Source organism: Cedecea sp. B1(4) (genome assembly GCF_059414925.1).
Genome location: NZ_JCAHMZ010000004.1, coordinates 79,156 through 96,410 on the forward strand (window position 1 = coordinate 79,156; position 17,255 = coordinate 96,410).

A 17,255-nucleotide genomic window follows, 5' to 3' on the forward strand; every position below is an offset into this window, starting at 1 on the left:
CAGCTAGCGGCTGGCGGTAGCCGGGAAAACAAACTCAAACTCTTCCTGTTCAAACTCATCGGGCGCTTCCCAAAGGCTGCTGGCGACTTCAAAAATATCGTCCGGCACCACCATCGAGAAGGTTTCGCCTTGCTCGGTATTACGGCGCTGCACGCGCTCGCGGCGAACGCTTTTGGGCGCGTCGAGGACGTGCACGCAGAATAGAATACCTTCTTCCTGCAGCTGGCGAAGCAGCGCTAACCTTGGGCCTTGCTGAATCAACCCCAGCTCCAGCGCAATGCTGTTGGTGGCAAGCACGGTGCGGGCATAGCTCAGGATCAGCTCAATAAGCCGGTCTTTGCGTTCCACATACCAGGGCACAAAATTCCCGGCCGGGCGGTCGGGGCTGTAGAGCCGCACGAACCACTCGTCCAGCGCGATATGGGTAAAGCCGTCGCTTTTGGCCAGGGCTTTAGCGTAGGTCGATTTACCCGCGCCAACCGGGCCTTCAATAAAGTGTATTTGATTCATCGGATAAGCTTTTTTTTTAGGAGGAGTTATCAGGCGCTTTTTAGCGCGTATCCGCCGATAGTAGCGCGAGAAACGGCTTTTAAATAGCTACCTTATTTGTTGTTTTTATATGAAATAACCCGATGATTGCCGATAGTTATTTTCTGGCAATTCTTAGCATCATGTTGAATTTGTGAACGCTTTTTCCTCTGCAATACTGCCCTGGCGTGTGCTGAAACGTATAAGCCCGAAGGGCAAAATTGCGCGGTATGAGGAAGTGCATAAGCATCATGATTCAACTAGAAAACATCAATAAGATCTATCCGGGCAATGTGCAGCACGCGATTAACTCGCTGAATATGACCATCAACGAAGGGGAGTTTTGTACCTTTGTTGGCCCCAGCGGCTGCGGGAAAACCACCACGCTACGAATGATCAACCGCCTGGATATCCCGGACAGCGGTGAGGTCTATATTCAGGGAGAGCCGCTCTCCCGGGCCGATATCATTCAGGTTCGCCGCAAAATTGGCTTTGTGATGCAAAGCCCCGCGCTGTTTCCGCATCGCACCGTCGCGGAGAACATCGCCACCGTGCCGCGCCTTTTAGGCTGGGATAAGCGGGCCATTGTCCGCCGCATTGACGAGCTTGTGGCGCTGATGTCCCTGAACCCGCTGGTGCTGAAGCGTTACCCTCATCAGCTTTCCGGCGGGCAGCAAAGCCGGGTGTCTATCGCCCGCGCCCTTGCGGCCGATCCGCCGATTTTGCTGATGGACGAACCTTTTGCCGCCATCGACCCCGTCGTGCGCGACAGGCTTCAGGGCGAGCTGCTGGCGCTGCAGGCCCGGCTGCATAAAACCATCATCCTGGTGACCCACGACATCAACGAGGCGATTCGCCTGGGCGACCGCATAGCCATTTTCCGCGAAGGCGGGCACCTCGAGCAGTTTGACACCCCGGACAACATTCTCTCCTGGCCCGCCAGCGACTTTGTGCGCGACTTTATTGGCCCTGAGCCTAACCTCAAGCGGCTGGGCATGATGCGCGTGGGCGATCTGCCGCGTAGGGATGTGCCAGTCTTCACGCACGATGAGTCAGCATCCACCGACTCTGCGTTGCTCCACGAGCAGCGTGCACTGGTCCTGGACGCCGAAGGGCGGCCTCAGCACTGGCAGGAAAACGGGCAGCAGTTGCCGGTCCGTATTGCCAAAGAAAGTGAGTCGCTGCGCCACGTTTACAGCGCCCTGCTGGATGTCCCACAGGGCGTGCTGGTGCGTGTCACCGAAGAAGGGCACTACGCGGGCGCCGTGGACAGCGCTCTGTTAAGCGATGCGCTTAACCGGCACCAGGAGTTGCACCGCAATGATTGACTGTCAATGGGTGACCGACAATCTCGACATGATAGGCGAGCTGATGCTGCAGCATTTGCAGATGGTGTTGCTGTCTCTGGCGATGGGGACGCTGCTGACCGCCGGGATGCTTTTACTGTCCATCGTCTGGCCCGCGCTGTCCGGCCCGCTGATTTCCCTGAGCGGGGTGCTTTTCACCATTCCGTCGCTGGCGCTGTTTATTTTGCTGCTGCCGTGGACCGGGCTGTCAGTGACCACGGCGGTCATCGGCCTGACGCTTTATTCTCTGCTGATCCTGCTGCGTAACGTCCTGGCAGGTATGCAAAAACTGCCCGCCGACGTGCTGGAGTCTGGCCGGGCGCTGGGCTACACGCGCTTTGGCCGCTTTATCGACGTGGAGCTGTTTCTGATTCTGCCCGCGCTGTTTGCCGGGCTGCGCATCGCTTCCGTGACGCTGGTGGGCTTAGTGATCGTCACCGCGCTGATAGGCCAGGGTGGGCTTGGGCAGCTCATGATCCTCGGTTTCAACCAAAACTTCTTAACGCCGATTCTGGTCAGCCTGGCGCTGAGCCTGGTGCTGTCGCTGGGGCTTGATCTGCTGATTGCGCGTCTCGGCTACAGCCTGACGGGGTGGACGCGCTGATGGATATCGTACATCAAACCTGGCTTTGGTTTTTGCAGGCCGACCACTGGGGAGGCGATCTCGGCATCTGGCACCGCTTTGGCGAGCATCTTTATTACGTACTGATAAGCCTGCTGCTTGGGGCGCTGATTGCCCAGCCGCTCGGCATTCTGCTCGGCTACTGGCGGCGCGGGGCGTTTTTCGCCATCAACCTGTTCAACATCGGCCAGGCGTTCCCTTCGCTGGGGATAATCCTGCTGTGCATCATGCTGCTGGGTTTTAACGATGTGCCGGTGTTTATCGCCCTCGTTGCGCTGGCGATTCCGCCGATGCTGACCAACACCTACGTCGGCATCAGCCACGCCGATCAAACGCTGTGTGATGCGGCCAAAGCGATGGGCATGACGCCGCTGCAAAGCCTGATCAAAGTGCGTATTCCGCTGGCGATGCCGCTGATTTTTGCCGGCATCCGAACCTCGCTGCTGCAGCTAATTGCGACGGCGGTGGTTGCCGCCTACGCCGGACTGGATGGCCTTGGACGCTTCCTCATCGACGGCCTGGGGCAGCGCGACTACCCGCAGGTGATCGCCGGTTCGGTGGTGATTTCCCTGCTGGCCGTCGGCTGCGAGCTGCTGATGTCGCAGGTGGCTAAACGCTGGCTCAAGTTTGCAATACCAACCGCAGGTTAACGTCTGCGCACAACACAACATAAAAGAGAGAAAGGTGATGATGATGAAAAACTGGCTGACAACGGCAAGCAAGGGATTCAGGCTGACTTTACTGGCTGCGGGGCTGGCAAGCGTAGGATTTGCGGCGCACGCGGAAACCGTCACGATTGGCGGCGCAAACTACTCAGAACAAACGATCCTGGCCAACATTTACGCCAGCGCGCTGAAGCAACAGGGCATCGAGGTAAAAACACGCCTTAACCTCGGCAACCGCGAAATTATCATTCCGGCGCTGAAATCCGGCGAGCTGGACGTGGTGCCGGAGTATCTCGGCGCGCTGCTGAACTATTACCACGGCGGCAGTAAAGCGACGACCGAACAGGAAGTCTCTGCCGAACTGCAGCAGGCGCTACCGGCGGATCTGGCGTTGCTCAAACCGTCCTCGGCGGCCTCCATTACCGCATGGGGTGTGCGCGAAGAGACGGCCAAAAAATATAATCTGAAAACGCTGTCCGACCTGGCGAAAGTTGCCCCTGAGCTTGTGGTCGGTGGCCCGCCGGAAGTGGCGACCCGCGCCCTTGGCCTGCCGGGGCTGGAGCGCGTGTACGGAATCAAATTCAAATCCTTTAAGTCACTGGATATCGGTGGCCCGCTGAGCCGCCTGGCGCTGAACTCCGGCAAAATCGACGTAGCGACGCTGGTGTCGACCCAGGGCGATCTGCTGAAAGAGAAGTGGGTGGTGCTGGAGGATGACAAACACGAGCAGCCGGCTCAGAACCTGGTCCCGCTGGTGCACAAAGGCGCTGTTTCGCCGAAAGTGGAGGACGTACTCAACGATATCTCCGCCAAATTGACCACCAAAGATTTGATCCAGCTGAACAAGCTGGTAGACGTCGATCATAAAGATCCGGCTAAAGTTGCCGACCAGTGGGTAAAAGAAAAACTGGCCGCTAAATAATGAGTCCCCGGCCAGGGAGGGCCATTTCACAACGAGTATCCCGCCATGTCGCAAGCTACCGCCATTTTTAACCTGTTCTTCTTCAACCCGCAGGGCGATTATCGCTTTTCCTGGCGCCATCCGAAGGCACCGGGCAAAGAGATTTTTACCCTGAAGTATTACGCCGACCTGGCGCGCAGGGCCGAAGCCGCCGCGCTGGATAACATTTTTATCGCCGACCATGTCGCTATTTGGGACACGGTGCCGAGCGGAGTGCCGCATTACGCTAACCCGCGGCTTGAGCCAATCACCCTGCTGGCTGCGCTGTCGGCGGTGACCGAAAACATCGGCCTGATGGCGACGGCTTCAACGTCCTACACCGAACCTTATAATCTGGCGCGCTATTTTGCCTCGCTTGACCATTTGAGCGGGGGGCGAGCGAGCTGGAACGTTGTCACATCCTGGCTGCCAGAAGAAGCGGCCAACTATGGGCTGGATACCCTGCCAGAGCACGGCAGGCGTTACGAGCGCGCCGCCGAGTTTATCGCAGTGGTAAGAAAACTGTGGGATTCCTGGGAAGAGGAAGCCGTGCTGATCGATAAGCAAAGCGGCTATTTTGCCGATCCTGAGCGCGTACATCCGCTCAACCACGCAGGTGAATTCTTTAAGGTGCGCGGCCCGCTGAACGTGCCGAGCCCGCCGCAAGGGCACCCGATTGTGGTACAGGCTGGCTCCTCCGAGTCCGGTAAAGCACTGGCGGCGGCTCAGGCTGACATTCATTTTGTGTTTATGAGCAACATCGAAAAAGGGCTGGCCTATCGCGAGGATATGGATAAACGTCTGCGTGAAAATGGGCGCGAGCCGGAACATTTTAAGATCCTCGGTGGCGTGCTGCCGGTGGTGGTGAACACGCCGGAAGAAAAGGAGCAGCGCCGGGCGCTGATTCAGACGCTGATGAACGACCAGATGGCGCTGGATCTCCTCAGTACCTATCTGCGGATGGATATGGGGGAATACGATCGCCACGCGCCGCTGCCGCCTTTGCCGGACGAACAGGGCTTTGACGGGCTGAGAACCGCGCTGCAGATCATCAAGGGTTACGATCCCGCCCTGACGGTGCTGGAGCTGGGCCGGTTATTGCTTCAAAGTTCCGACAGCTGGCTGGTCATTGGCACGGCGCAGGAAGTCGCCGACACGCTGAGTGAGGCGTTTCATGCCGGGGCCGTGGACGGCTACAACTTGATGTTCCCGTTCCTGCCGGTGGATTTCGATAATTTTGTCGGCCAGGTGGCGCCGATTTTGAAAGAGAGCGGGGTGATGCAGCAGGCTTACCGGCCAGGTACGCTGCGTGAGAAGTTGGGGCTGCCGCCGGTGGGGAATCAGTTTAAGCGTGGGTGACAGGTTCGCCTCTCACTCTAACCCTCTCCCCACGGGGGAGAGGGGGGCTAAAAACGCAAGGAATAACGAATACTCCTCTCCCTTTGGGAGAGGGTCGGGGTGAGGGTAAAAAAGCCGTAACCTAAAGCGTCACCAAACCACTAGCCGCAGCTTTCTGCGCCGCATCGCTAATCGGCTGATAATCTTCACGCCGCGTCGCTCTAAAATCCTCAATCAGCAGTGCTTCGCGCACGGCTCGCCACTCAGGCTCGCTCACCAGCCGTTTCAACGCGCGGCGCAGCTGCGCCAGTTCCACGGCTGAAGTTTGCGCCGAGGTGATCATCGGTAAACCCGGTGCCAGCGCCGTTGTGCCGATAGAAACCAGGCCCGCAACGCGTTCCGGTTCGTGATAAGCAACCAGCGCGAGAGTGACTGCATCAATGGCGGCAATATCGCTCGTGCCGGCCTGCACCTCCGCCAGCGACTGGCGGTGGCTGCCGCTAAAGGCGATGTCTGAGAAGAACTTCCCGTCTTTTTGCAGCGGGGCAACCAGGCTGCGCAGGCCGTGATAGCCGGACTGGGAGTCGTCGCTGTTGCAGACGACGCGCTTTCCCCGGAAATCTGCCAGCGTTTTTCCCGCGTCGGCTTCACGAACAATCAGCTGGCTGCTGTAGTGAAACCCTTCGCAGCCTGCTGCCTGATAATGAAACGTACCGACGACCTGCACGTTAGGCAGCAGGGCGCGCAGGGGATAACCGCAGGTCTGGCTGAGCAGCAGCCGCGAGTCTTTCCAGTGGCTCAGGCGATCTTCGGGTTCGCTATAAATCAAACTGTCGCCGTCCAGCCCTTCTTCGCTCAGCAGCAGGCGCAAGGCGGCTAACAGCGCTTCGGTATCCGGGTGATGCACGTCGTACATCGGCAGCGAGATAAGCTTACTCATGGGCTTTCTCCTGCGGCACCGCGTCTTGCGCCAGGCGGCCGTCCGGGAAGAATGGGTTAATTTCCACCTGGATCGGTTTAATCAGATGCTCGCGCATCAGCTCGCCGTAACCGTTCACAAAGAAGCCCTGGTTCCGCCGCAGGTATTCCTCTTTATACGCGCGGTAAACGGTTGGCAGCCCGTACCACGGAATGCCGGGGAGATCGTGGTGCACTGAGTGATAGTTCAGATTCAAGAACAGCAGACGCCAGAACACGCCTGCTTCGTTAATCACCGTTCGAGCCTCAGGGTCTTCCGCCGCGCGGTGTTCGAAGAAAGAGCGGACTTTGGTCATCGCCAGCATCGGCCAGGTGACGACCAGCAGGTAGTAAACCACCGAGAAATCATGCTTCACCAGCCAGCCGAGCACCGGGATAAGCAGCAGCAGATGTACCGTCCACATTGCCATCGCCGGGCGATTACCGCTGCGGAAAGTTTCCCAAATATTGACCACCGTCCAGCGCATGGTTAGCACCGGCGTCAGCAGCAGCCGACCTGGGAAGGTGTTACGCAGGCGGACCAGCAAGCGCTGAACGCCGCTAAAATGCTGCCAGCGACGGCGGGTAAAGTAGTAACTTTCCGGGTCAGTTTCCGGCACGGTCAGATCTTCATCCTGGTGATGTTTCAGATGCAGATCGCGATAAGTGCCGTACGGATACCAGAGAGAAAAAGGGATCAGCCCGAACAGCTGGTTCAGGCGCGGGAAGCGCGTCGGGTGGCCGTGTAAAAGCTCATGCTGCAGCGACATATACCAGGTGGCTAACCAGATGAGCAGCAGCGTAGCCGGGAAGAGGCCAATGGTTTTCCACCACGCCACGGTGGCAAACCAGCCGCCGTAAATCGTGATAATCAGCAGCCAGGTGGGCAGCTCCGTGCGCCACAGCCACGAACGCCGCAGTTTACTGACAAATTCCCGTTGTTCTTCATGTAAATAGACCGACGCTCTGCCACTCATTTAACTTATCACTGCCCGCAATTAATCGTTGATTTGAGCAGAGAGTAAATCGTCGCCGCTAAAGCCCATAGGAATATAAATAGCTATGCTTAGAACATAAAATGCTTTAGCGGAAAGAGAGAATAAAGGCAGAGGTGCGTAGCGGCATCAAGGCAGAAAAGGGCGACTTTTGGCCGCCCTGCAGGCTTTACATTGACTCAATGCCAACCCGCTGGCCGTAGGAGAGTTCAAGCGTGTTACCGTCCGGATCGGCAAAGAACACGAAGTAACCCACCGGGTCGCCAAGCTGCTCTGGTTCTCTGCGCAGCACACCTTCGGCTCTCGCCATTTCCGTCTTGCGATCAATTTCTTCTTTGGTTGCGCAGGCCACGCCCAGGTGACCAAAATTCCCTAGCGGCGTGTCGGTGTTGTTGTCTGCCTGTACCAGAACCAGCGCAAAAGGCCGGGTGCGATCGCTTAGCCAGGCCACTTTGCGTGCGTCCGGCAGGTTGGGTTCGCGCTGGTGAATCACTTTCATTGCGGTATAGCGGAGGTAGAAATCGACGCTTTTATCCAGATCCTTCACCATAAATGCGACGTGGGTAAAGCCGACATCAATCTGTTCCATAGTGTGCCCATTCAGCTGTTTTTGATGGCGTGACTTTACAACCTCAAGTTAACTTTAGGTCAAGGCGAGGGGCCAGCAAACGAGACGCTTGAGCATTTTTGAACAAGTGGTAGGAAACTAAAAGAGCGCGAGGGGGAACCGACGGACTAGCGGTTAGCGCTGTCCACCTGCTGGCTGCTTTGTTGGGTTTCTGCTTTTTTATCCTGATGGTGGTACCAGGCTCCGATGGAGGAATAAATAAAGCGACCAAAAAAGAACAGAAAACTGATGAGCAGAATAATGCGGGTCATGCGATTATTAAAACGGTTTCGTCTTTGCATAGTCGTAACCTGTGTCACGCAGGGGTCCTTAAGATTGGCCCGGCGATGCGGGCGACGGGGCTATTTAGTCACACAGAACCACTCAGGTCAATTATTCATCATGTAAAAACGGCCTGAATGAATGATTCATGGGCATTTCATTCATGAGGTGAATTTGTTGTGAACTAATATGAATCATATTCAGTCTGAATTTTACCTCAGCGGTGATTCATTGAACTGATACTGATATGCATCAATTGTTCTTAATGTTAGCGAACTAAAATTTGTCCCCCGCAGTGACGGAAGATGGGCCGTAACGAACCGGAAAGGATATCCGGGAGATACCCGAAGAGGAACAGGGATTTTGGCGAAGATGTATGCAACTGGCTAGCTGGTATAAACAATCAAAAAGTAAATGGTGGGCACTGCCCCTGATTCTCCCCAGCCTGCTGCTGCCCCTGGTGGCAACGTTTAACGCGCAGACGGTACTGGATGGCGGGCGAGTTTTCCTGCTTTACATGTCGCTCCCGCTGCTAACCGCCTGCATCGTACTGTTTGGGCGCGCGGCTATTCCGGGCATTGTTCTGGCATTGCTGATTCGCTATCTGCCCTCAGAAGGGGGGGGGGTTTCGTTGCTCGCCGTCCTGCACTTTATCGTGCCGATTACGGTCAGTTCGTGCTGCTACCGCTATTTTGCGCCGCGACGCAGCGCGGTGACCTTCGGCCTGATTCAGCTCACCGCTCAGCGTATGTTTTGGCTGGTGCTGGTTAACGCCGGGTTATTTCTGGTGTTCTACGAGATGGCGTTATTTTTAGGCTGGTACGATCGCAGCTTTTCTATTCTGTCCGCCACGCCGTGGAGCGCCAGGACATTAATTAATTTCCAGGCCGTGCTGGTAGGGGGATTAACCGGGCTGCCGTTCTTCTATTTTATTTTAAGAATGATAGTGCACCCGCGCTTTATCAAAAGCTTCTGGTCCCGCATGCGGGGACAGCGGCAGAAGGGCGTGACGCGAAGTGAAATGCTGCTCTGGGCAGCGCTCGTTGGCCTGCTTATTTGGCTGCTGCTGTACCCGATTAGCCAAAACAAAACTATTTTTAATACCGATTACACGCTGACGCTTATTCTGCCCGTTATGCTGTGGGGGGCGATGCGTTTCGGCTTCTTGTTTATTACCAACGCCTGGACCATGGTGCTGATTATTCTCTGCGGCGGGTTCCATAATTACCTGCCGCCGGATATGGGCTTTCAGCTGCATTTGGCCATTGCGTCGTCCTGCTACGCGGTGTTCTCCATCACCATCTATTTAATGGCGGCGGTGACCACCCGACAGCGCTTCTTGCACTATAAAGCACGCCGCGTGGCGTTCATCGACCCAATGATGCAGATGCCGAATCTACGCGCGTTATCTCGCGACCTCGGGAACACGCCCTGGTCCGCGCTGGGATTTGTGTCGATTCCCGAGCTGGAGCTTCTGGGGCGAAACTACGGCGTTTTGCTGCGCATTCAATACAAACAGCAGCTGGCGGAATATTTGCGCGGCCAGCTGTCGCCCGGGGAGAGGGTGTACAACCTTTCCGGGCACGATCTCGCCCTGCGCCTCAATTATGAATCTCATCAGGCTAAAATTGAGTCTCTGTACGCCCATGCCCGACGGTTCCGCTTTATGTGGGATGGGATGCCGCTGCAGCCGCAAATCGGCATCAGCTATTGCTTTGTGCGCCACCCGGTGTCTCATCTCTACTTATTGCTCGGCGAGCTAAGCACCATGGCCGGGGTATCGCTCTCTACGCAACAGCCCGAAAGCCTGCAGCAAAAAGGCTCCAATCACATTCAGAATGCGGTCAAACGAAAAGTTGAAATGATGAACCGCCTCCAGCATGCGCTCGATCAGGACCTGTTTGTGCTGATGGCGCAGCGTATTGAAGGGTTACGGGGTGACGCCTACTACGAGGTGCTGCTGCGGATGCGCGGCGATAAAGGCGAACTGCTGTCACCGGATATCTTTTTGCCCGTCGCCCATGAATTTGGGCTTTCATCCCGCATTGACCGCTGGGTGCTGAATGCCGCCCTGCAGTTTATGGATAAGCACCGCGACAGTTTGCCGGGCTGCAGGCTCGCCATTAACCTGACGCCCGCTTCGGTGTGCCAGGCCCAGCTTCCGGGGGATGTGCAGCATTTGCTGACAAAGTACCGTATTGAGCCGTGGCAGCTGGTTTTTGAAGTGACAGAAAGTCACTCTTTAACCAACCTTGAACAGGCCAATGTAACGTTGAAGATGCTGCAGCGTATGGGTTGCCGGGTGGCCATCGACGACTTTGGCACAGGCTATGCCAGCTATGCGCGTCTGAAAGAGCTGAGCGCCGACATCCTTAAAATTGACGGCAGCTTTATCCGCAATATTTTAACCAGCAGCCTGGATTACCAGGTGGTGAGCTCGATATGCCAGCTGGCAAGAATGAAGAAGATGCAGGTTGTGGCGGAATATGTCGAAACGCAGGCGCTGAAAGATGCCGTCCGGGCGATGGGCATAGATTATGTGCAGGGATATTTGATTGGTCGCCCTCAGCCGCTGGAGAGCCTTGTAGAAGAACAAAGCCCCTCTGCGCCGGAAGACGTCAGGGGGCTGATGGAGTAAATCAGGCGGAGAGCGCCGCTTCGGCCTCTTCTTCGATGGTCAGCTTCCAGCCGGTCATGCTTTCCCAATACAGCTGTTCACGCTCCAAATCCAGCTGAACCAGCGTGTTCTGGCTGAACCAGTCGTGCGGGAAGCGCAGCGTCCAGTGGTTGTCGTCGGTTTCCAGCACCAGCGTCGGCGGGGTGGTTGTCGCCTGGCGCTGGTTATTCAGCAGCGTGGCCAGACGAATCAGCTGAATCAGCGGCAGGAACTGTTTCTTTTTAAACAGCGTGAAGCGCGGGAGATCGTCCAGCTTAATGGCCTTGCGGTGGTAGCGCACCAGGGAAGCCATCAGCACCTGCTGCTCCTGGTTGAAGCCCGGCAGGTTGCTGTTTTGCAGAATGTAGGCCGAGTGGCGGTGCATCCCGCTGTGGTTGATGCCAAGCCCGACTTCATGCAGCATCGCGGCCCACTTCAGCAGCGCGGCCATCTGCGGGTTAGCCAGCTTGTGGTTCTGTTTTTCCCACTGCTGGTACAGCAGTTCAACGGTTTCCAGTACCCGACGAGCCTGATCGCTGTCGATGTGGTACTGCTCCGCCAGGCTTTGCGCGGTGCGAATGCGAATATCTTGATGGCGGAAGCGGCCTTCCATTTCGTACAGCACGCCTTCCCGCAGCGCACCGTCAGACAGGCGCAGCTCGCGGATGGCGAGCGCATCAAACACGCCGCACAGAATGGCCAGCCCAGGCACAAACACCGCTTTACGCTCTTCGGACAGGCCCGGCAGGCTCAGGGCGTCGAAGGTTTTAAACTTCAGCACTTCCTGCTGGAGCATGTCCAGGCGTTCCGGGGTGATCATCCCGTCTTTTTCGCCCATCTCGATCAGCACTTCATGCGCCGCTTTAATGGAGCCAGAGGCGCCCATCGCGACTTTCCAGCCCTGCAGGCGATATTGCCAGGCAAGGGTTTCCAGTTTTTGGATAGCCGCCATGCGGGCGCGCTTGAAGTTTTCCGGGCTGATGACGCCGCCGGGGAAGAAGTTTTGTGCGAAGCTGACGCAGCCCATACGGCGGCTTTCCACCAGCATCGGCTCAAAATCCTCGCCGATCACCAGTTCGGTGGAACCCCCGCCGATATCAATCACCAGCTTGCGGCCTTTCTCCGGCTGAGTGTGTTCCACGCCCATAAAAATCAGACGGGCTTCTTCGTTCCCGGGAATGATTTCGATCGGGTAGGGGATCACTTTCTCCGCGCGTTTCAGAAACTCGGCGGCATTGGTGGCCTCGCGAAGCGAGTGGGTGCCCACAATGCACACGTTGTCTGCTGCAAATCCCTGCAGGCGTTCGGCAAACAGCGCCAGGCAGGAGAGCCCACGCTCCATGGCCTCCTCGCTTAATTTGTTATCGGGCCCGAGGCCATCCGCGAGGTGCACGCGCTGCTTCAGGCGGCCAATGATTTGCATGGCGCCATCCACCACACGGGCAATGACCATGTGGAAGCTGTTCGAGCCGAGGTCGACCGCAGCAAATTCCTGCGGCCGTGGAGCATGGTTTGATATCGGCATAATTTTATCTTCGCCTGAGAGCGTTAGTCAGGTTGTTCCAGAGTTTTAATATAATCGTAGATCGCAAGTTGCGAACGCACTTTCCGGCGGTTGCCGCGCGACACATAGCGATTACTCAGTTCTTTGTCGATGATGCGCGCTTTCACCGTGTCGTTCAGCTGGATATCAATGATATCAAGCATACGCTGCTTTAGGCGCGGATCGAGGACCGGGACGGCCACTTCAATGCGGTAGTCGATGTTACGGGTCATCCAGTCGGCTGACGAGAGGAAGACTTTTTTATCGCCGCCGTTTTCAAAAATATAGACCCGGTCGTGCTCGAGGTAGCGGTCAACGATACTCAGCACACGGATATTATCGCTGATCCCATCGAGTTCTGGAATCAGTGAACACATGCCGCGTATCAGCAGGTTCACCTTCACGCCCGCGCTGGACGCTGCATACAGTCTGTCCACCAGGCCTTTGTCTACCAGATTGTTCAGCTTCAGCGTGATCCCGGCAGGCTGCCCGTTCTGGGCATTTTTGATTTCGCGATCCACCAAATCGTACAGCAGGCGACGCGAGTTCTGTGGCGACACCAGCAGATAGTCGAAGGTCACCGGGCGATACGGGTTTTCGATAAAGTTAAACACGCGACGCACTTCGTTGGTGATGCGCGCATCGGCGGTTAACAGGGAATAGTCCGTGTAGAGACGGGCAGTTTTCTCGTTAAAGTTACCGGTCCCGATGTGCGCATAACGCACAATCTCTTCGCCTTCCATACGTGAGATCAGGAACAGCTTGGCGTGAATTTTCAGCCCCGGCGCGGAGAAGATAACGTGGACGCCCGCCTCGGTAAGGCGCTTCGCCCAGTGGATATTCGCTTCTTCGTCGAAACGCGCCTGCAGCTCCACCACTACGGTCACTTTCTTGCCGTTATGCGCGGCGTGGATCATCGAATCAATAATGCGCGAGTCTTTTGCCACGCGGTAAATATTGATTTTAATCGCCAGCACGCTCGGGTCGAAGGAGGCCTGGCGCAGCAGTTCAAGGACGTGTTCGAAGGTGTGGTACGGGTAATAAAGCAGGACGTCGCGCTCGCGAATGGCGTCGAAGCCGTTACGGAATTTATCGAACCAGATGTGGCGCAGGCGCGGCAGCGGCTTGTTCACCAGGTTCGCTTTCCCGACGTTCGGGAAGCCAATAAAGTCTTTGAAGTTGTGGTAGCGCCCGCCGGGAATGATCGAGTCATAGTTGGAAATGGTCAGCTTGTCGCGCAGCATCTCCACCATCGCGTCCGGCATATCGCGCTGATAAACAAAGCGCACCGGCTCGGCGGTCAGGCGCTGTTTCAGGCTGGAGGACATCAGTTCCAGCAGGCTGGATTCCATTTCGGTGACCAGGTCGTACTCGGCGTCACGCGTCATCTTCATTGAATAGGCGTTGAGCGCGTCGTAGTCGAAGAACCCTTTGAAGATCTCGTCCAGGCAATAGCGCAGGATGTTATCCAGCAGGATCATCGGCTTGCGGCGACGTGGCGCTTCCGGCGGCAGGTTCACAAACCGCGGCACTTTGTCAGACGGGATCTCCAGCAGCGCGTAGCGAATGCTGTCCCCACGAATGATTTCCACCGCCAGGTAGGTGTAATCGTCCTTCAGGAACTGCACCAGGTCGGTATCGCGGTTGATCAAAATCGGGGTGATGTGCGGGCGAAGCTGATGCTTGAAGTAGCTGCGCAGCCAGTTTTGCTGATTTTCGGAAAGCTGACGTTCGTTAATCAGGAAGATTTGGTTGCGGGCCATCTCCAGCAGCAGCTCGTTATACAGGCTGTCAAATTCCTGATCGGCCTTCAGCACCCGAGCCTGAATCTTGTTCAGCAGATGGCGCTGGTTGGAAGGAGAACCCTGTTCTTCACTGATTAAAATGCGGCGCTTCAGTTCGGCGAAACGCACTTTATAGAATTCATCGAGGTTATTGGAATAGATGCCGAGAAAACGCATCCTTTCAATCAACGGGTTGAGCTTGTCCGCCGCTTCCTGCAGAACGCGTTCGTTAAAAGACAACCAGCTCAGTTCTTTTTCGATATACAGCTTATCCTGACCCATTAGTCCTCACACTCCGTTTTCGTGGACGTGGCAATGCCGTCACCGTCACGTCAGTTATTATGGCGAGCTTTAGCGGAGAATGTCCAACTATGCAGATGAAACTCTCTCATCTGACCATGACAACTTTATGAGAGACAGACACAAAAAAAGGGCCGAAGCCCTTTTTAGTTAAATTATTCTGCTGCATGTCCCTGCGGGGGCAGCTGCACGCCATCAAGCCAGGCGGCGTTTTGGCGCATTTTTAGGCGGTCGTCGAGGAACCAGCTCACGACCAGCGGGTAAATCGCGTGTTCCTGATGCTGAACTCGGGCGGTGATTTCGTCCTCATCATCCCCTTCAAATACAGGCACTTTGGACTGCAAAATGACCGGGCCGCCGTCCAGTTCGTCAGTGACAAAATGCACGGAAGTGCCGTGCTCTTCATCGCCGTTTTCCAGCACCTGTCGGTGGGTATGCAGGCCGGGATATTTCGGCAGCAAGGAAGGGTGAATGTTGAGTAAGCGACCGCTGTAGCGCGCCACAAAGGCGGGGCTGAGAATACGCATATAACCCGCCAGCACCACGACGTCCGGCGCGTAGGCGTCGATCTCCTGCATCAGTTGGCGATCGAACGCCTCGCGGCTGGAAAACTCGCTTGCCGCCAGCGCGTGGGTCGGGATCCCGGCTTCGCGGGCTCGCTCAAGGCCGAATGCGTCGGCCTTATTGCTGAACACCGCGCTGATGGTGCCGTTAATCTTCTTCTGCTGGCAGGCGTCAATGATCGCCTGCAGATTGCTTCCGTTACCGGAAATCAGCACCACAATGTGTTTCATTACTCAATAACCACGCGCTCTTCGGAATCAGATGCCTTGATGATACCGATTTTCCACGCCTTTTCACCTTTGGCCTGCATCAGCGCAACGGCTTTATCCGCTTCTGCCGCCGGCAGCGCAATGACCATGCCCACGCCGCAGTTAAAGGTGCGGTACATTTCGTGGCGGCTGATATTACCGGCCTGCTGCAGCCAGTTGAAGACGGCTGGCCACTGCCAGGAAGATTCGGTGATAACGGCCTGGGTGTTGTCCGGCAGTACGCGCGGAATGTTTTCCCAGAAGCCGCCGCCGGTCAGGTGGGCGATGGCGTGAACATCCACGTTTTCAATCAGCTCAAGGATGTTTTTCACGTAAATGCGGGTTGGCTCGAGTAGGTGATCCGCCAGCGGTTTCCCTTCCAGTTCGGTGGTCAGCGGGTCGGTGCCGCTCACTTCCAGCACTTTGCGCACCAGCGAGTAGCCGTTGGAGTGCGGGCCGCTTGAACCCAGTGCAATCAGGACATCGCCATCGGCAACTTTAGACCCGTCGATGATTTCCGATTTCTCAACCACGCCGACGCAGAACCCGGCCACGTCGTAGTCTTCCCCGTGGTACATGCCCGGCATTTCAGCAGTTTCACCGCCAACCAGCGAGCAGCCTGATTGCAGGCAGCCTTCGGCGATGCCGGTGATGACGCTTGCGGCGGTGTCCACGTCCAGCTTGCCGGTGGCGTAGTAGTCAAGGAAGAACAGCGGCTCGGCGCCCTGAACCACCAGGTCGTTCACGCACATAGCCACCAGGTCAATGCCGATCGCATCGTGGCGTTTTAAATCCATTGCCAGACGCAGCTTGGTCCCCACACCGTCGGTGCCGGAAACCAGAACCGGTTCGCGATATTTCTGAGGCAACGCGCACAGCGCACCGAAACCGCCCAGGCCACCCATCACTTCCGGGCGGCGGGTCTTTTTCACTACGCCTTTAATTCTGTCGACCAGAGCGTTACCAGCATCAATATCTACACCGGCATCTTTATAGCTGAGAGAGGTTTTATCGGTCACTGCTCGTTCCCCACGGGTGGTATATAAGAAAAACGCGGCAATTCTAACAGTGCAGGCAAACGTTTGCGAGCCTCTTATCATCGGCAAGAAAAGAATTCCTGAGATAGACTCAATCCAGTCCGGTTGATCTCGATCATCCCATTAGCTGTAGCGCAGCGGCAAAAAAGCGGTATAATCCGGCGATTTTTTTTGTGGTAGCCAACTATCTCGGGGGAGAAAGAGTATGAAGATCGTGGAAGTGAAACACCCACTCGTCAAACACAAGCTGGGCCTGATGCGCGAGCAAGACATCAGCACCAAGCGCTTTCGTGAACTCGCCTCTGAAGTAGGCAGCCTGCTTACCTATGAAGCCACTGCGGATCTGGAAACCGAGAAAGTCACCATCGAAGGCTGGAACGGCCCGGTGGAAGTCGACCAGATCAAAGGCAAGAAAATTACCGTTGTGCCGATTCTGCGTGCTGGCCTTGGCATGATGGAAGGCGTACTAGAAAACGTGCCAAGCGCGCGTATCAGCGTCGTTGGCGTTTACCGCGATGAAGAAACCCTGCAGCCGGTGCCTTACTTCCAGAAGCTGGTTTCTAATATAGAAGAACGTATGGCGCTGGTGGTTGACCCGATGCTGGCGACCGGCGGCTCTATGATTGCCACCATCGACCTGCTGAAAAAGGCGGGCTGTACCAGCATTAAGGTACTGGTGCTGGTTGCCGCGCCGGAAGGCATCGCCGCGCTGGAAAAAGCGCACCCGGACGTGGAGCTGTACACCGCTTCTATCGATCAGGGCCTCAACGAGCACGGGTACATTATTCCCGGCCTCGGTGATGCGGGCGATAAGATATTCGGAACCAAATAAGATTCATCAGC

The 17,255-nt window shown here is 56.3% G+C and carries 16 protein-coding genes; 7 read left to right on the top strand and 9 right to left on the bottom strand.

Annotated features, from left to right (window positions below; genetic code table 11):
* Positions 1 to 3: 3 nt before the first annotated feature.
* Entirely contained in the window at positions 4 to 510 is a 507-nt protein-coding gene (locus ACR6JA_RS10005) for a P-loop nucleotide/nucleoside kinase family protein (protein WP_494492664.1), read from the bottom strand.
* A gap of 269 nt (positions 511 to 779) precedes the next feature.
* On the opposite strand from ACR6JA_RS10005, the gene ACR6JA_RS10010 reads away from it, so the two are divergent.
* From ACR6JA_RS10010 to ACR6JA_RS10030, 5 genes are read left to right on the top strand one after another with little or no spacing between them, the layout of a single operon-like run.
* A complete protein-coding gene (locus ACR6JA_RS10010; RefSeq protein ID WP_494492665.1) occupies positions 780 to 1,856 on the top strand; it encodes an ABC transporter ATP-binding protein in 1,077 nt (358 codons plus the stop codon).
* Positions 1,849 to 2,478 carry an ABC transporter permease gene (locus ACR6JA_RS10015; protein ID WP_494492666.1) on the top strand — a complete coding sequence of 210 codons (630 nt, stop codon included), beginning with the start codon at positions 1,849 to 1,851 and terminating at the stop codon, positions 2,476 to 2,478. Before ACR6JA_RS10010 ends, ACR6JA_RS10015 begins: the two co-directional genes overlap by 8 nt.
* Positions 2,478 to 3,146 carry an ABC transporter permease gene (locus ACR6JA_RS10020; protein WP_213715574.1) on the top strand — a complete coding sequence of 223 codons (669 nt, stop codon included), beginning with the start codon at positions 2,478 to 2,480 and terminating at the stop codon, positions 3,144 to 3,146. The genes ACR6JA_RS10015 and ACR6JA_RS10020 overlap by 1 nt, the downstream gene beginning before the upstream one ends.
* 37 nt (positions 3,147 to 3,183) lie before the next feature.
* Positions 3,184 to 4,083, top strand: a complete 900-nt coding sequence (locus ACR6JA_RS10025) for an ABC transporter substrate-binding protein (protein WP_045783513.1) — start codon at positions 3,184 to 3,186, stop codon at positions 4,081 to 4,083.
* Positions 4,084 to 4,128: 45 nt separating this feature from the next.
* The gene (locus ACR6JA_RS10030; protein WP_494492667.1) at positions 4,129 to 5,460 is read left to right on the top strand and encodes an NtaA/DmoA family FMN-dependent monooxygenase; all 1,332 of its coding nucleotides are present in this window, start codon (positions 4,129 to 4,131) and stop codon (positions 5,458 to 5,460) included.
* A 121-nt stretch (positions 5,461 to 5,581) separates the two neighbouring features.
* On the opposite strand, the gene ACR6JA_RS10035 is transcribed toward ACR6JA_RS10030, so the two are convergent.
* From ACR6JA_RS10035 to ACR6JA_RS10050, 4 genes are all read right to left on the bottom strand, one after another.
* A complete protein-coding gene (locus tag ACR6JA_RS10035; RefSeq protein ID WP_213715577.1) occupies positions 5,582 to 6,379 on the bottom strand; it encodes a phosphate/phosphite/phosphonate ABC transporter substrate-binding protein in 798 nt (265 codons plus the stop codon).
* On the bottom strand, positions 6,372 to 7,373 hold the full coding sequence (locus ACR6JA_RS10040; RefSeq protein WP_213715578.1) for a fatty acid desaturase: 1,002 nt from the start codon (positions 7,371 to 7,373) through the stop codon (positions 6,372 to 6,374). The genes ACR6JA_RS10035 and ACR6JA_RS10040 overlap by 8 nt, the downstream gene beginning before the upstream one ends.
* 187 nt (positions 7,374 to 7,560) lie before the next feature.
* On the bottom strand, positions 7,561 to 7,980 hold the full coding sequence (locus tag ACR6JA_RS10045) for a VOC family protein (RefSeq protein WP_008459377.1): 420 nt from the start codon (positions 7,978 to 7,980) through the stop codon (positions 7,561 to 7,563).
* 146 nt (positions 7,981 to 8,126) lie between these two features.
* A complete protein-coding gene (locus tag ACR6JA_RS10050) occupies positions 8,127 to 8,300 on the bottom strand; it encodes a YfgG family protein (protein WP_034809523.1) in 174 nt (57 codons plus the stop codon).
* A gap of 356 nt (positions 8,301 to 8,656) precedes the next feature.
* On the opposite strand from ACR6JA_RS10050, the gene ACR6JA_RS10055 reads away from it, so the two are divergent.
* Positions 8,657 to 10,918, top strand: a complete 2,262-nt coding sequence (locus ACR6JA_RS10055) for an EAL domain-containing protein (RefSeq protein WP_494492668.1) — start codon at positions 8,657 to 8,659, stop codon at positions 10,916 to 10,918.
* Position 10,919: 1 nt separating this feature from the next.
* Here the strand turns inward: ACR6JA_RS10055 and ppx are convergent, their stop codons facing one another.
* The 4 genes from ppx to purM all read right to left on the bottom strand — a co-directional run bounded on the left by ppx (position 10,920) and on the right by purM (position 16,394).
* On the bottom strand, positions 10,920 to 12,461 hold the full coding sequence (ppx, locus tag ACR6JA_RS10060; protein WP_008459374.1) for an exopolyphosphatase: 1,542 nt from the start codon (positions 12,459 to 12,461) through the stop codon (positions 10,920 to 10,922).
* A gap of 23 nt (positions 12,462 to 12,484) precedes the next feature.
* The gene (gene ppk1 / locus ACR6JA_RS10065; protein WP_494492669.1) at positions 12,485 to 14,545 is read right to left on the bottom strand and encodes a polyphosphate kinase 1; all 2,061 of its coding nucleotides are present in this window, start codon (positions 14,543 to 14,545) and stop codon (positions 12,485 to 12,487) included.
* Positions 14,546 to 14,718: 173 nt separating this feature from the next.
* Positions 14,719 to 15,357 (bottom strand): phosphoribosylglycinamide formyltransferase, encoded by a 639-nt coding sequence (gene purN, locus ACR6JA_RS10070; protein WP_494492670.1) that lies wholly within the window; start codon positions 15,355 to 15,357, stop codon positions 14,719 to 14,721.
* Entirely contained in the window at positions 15,357 to 16,394 is a 1,038-nt protein-coding gene (gene purM, locus ACR6JA_RS10075) for a phosphoribosylformylglycinamidine cyclo-ligase (protein WP_166871772.1), read from the bottom strand. Before purM ends, purN begins: the two co-directional genes overlap by 1 nt.
* 223 nt (positions 16,395 to 16,617) lie before the next feature.
* Between purM and upp the strand changes: the two genes are divergently transcribed.
* Entirely contained in the window at positions 16,618 to 17,244 is a 627-nt protein-coding gene (upp, locus tag ACR6JA_RS10080; RefSeq protein ID WP_008459367.1) for a uracil phosphoribosyltransferase, read from the top strand.
* The last annotated feature ends 11 nt before the right edge of the window (positions 17,245 to 17,255 follow it).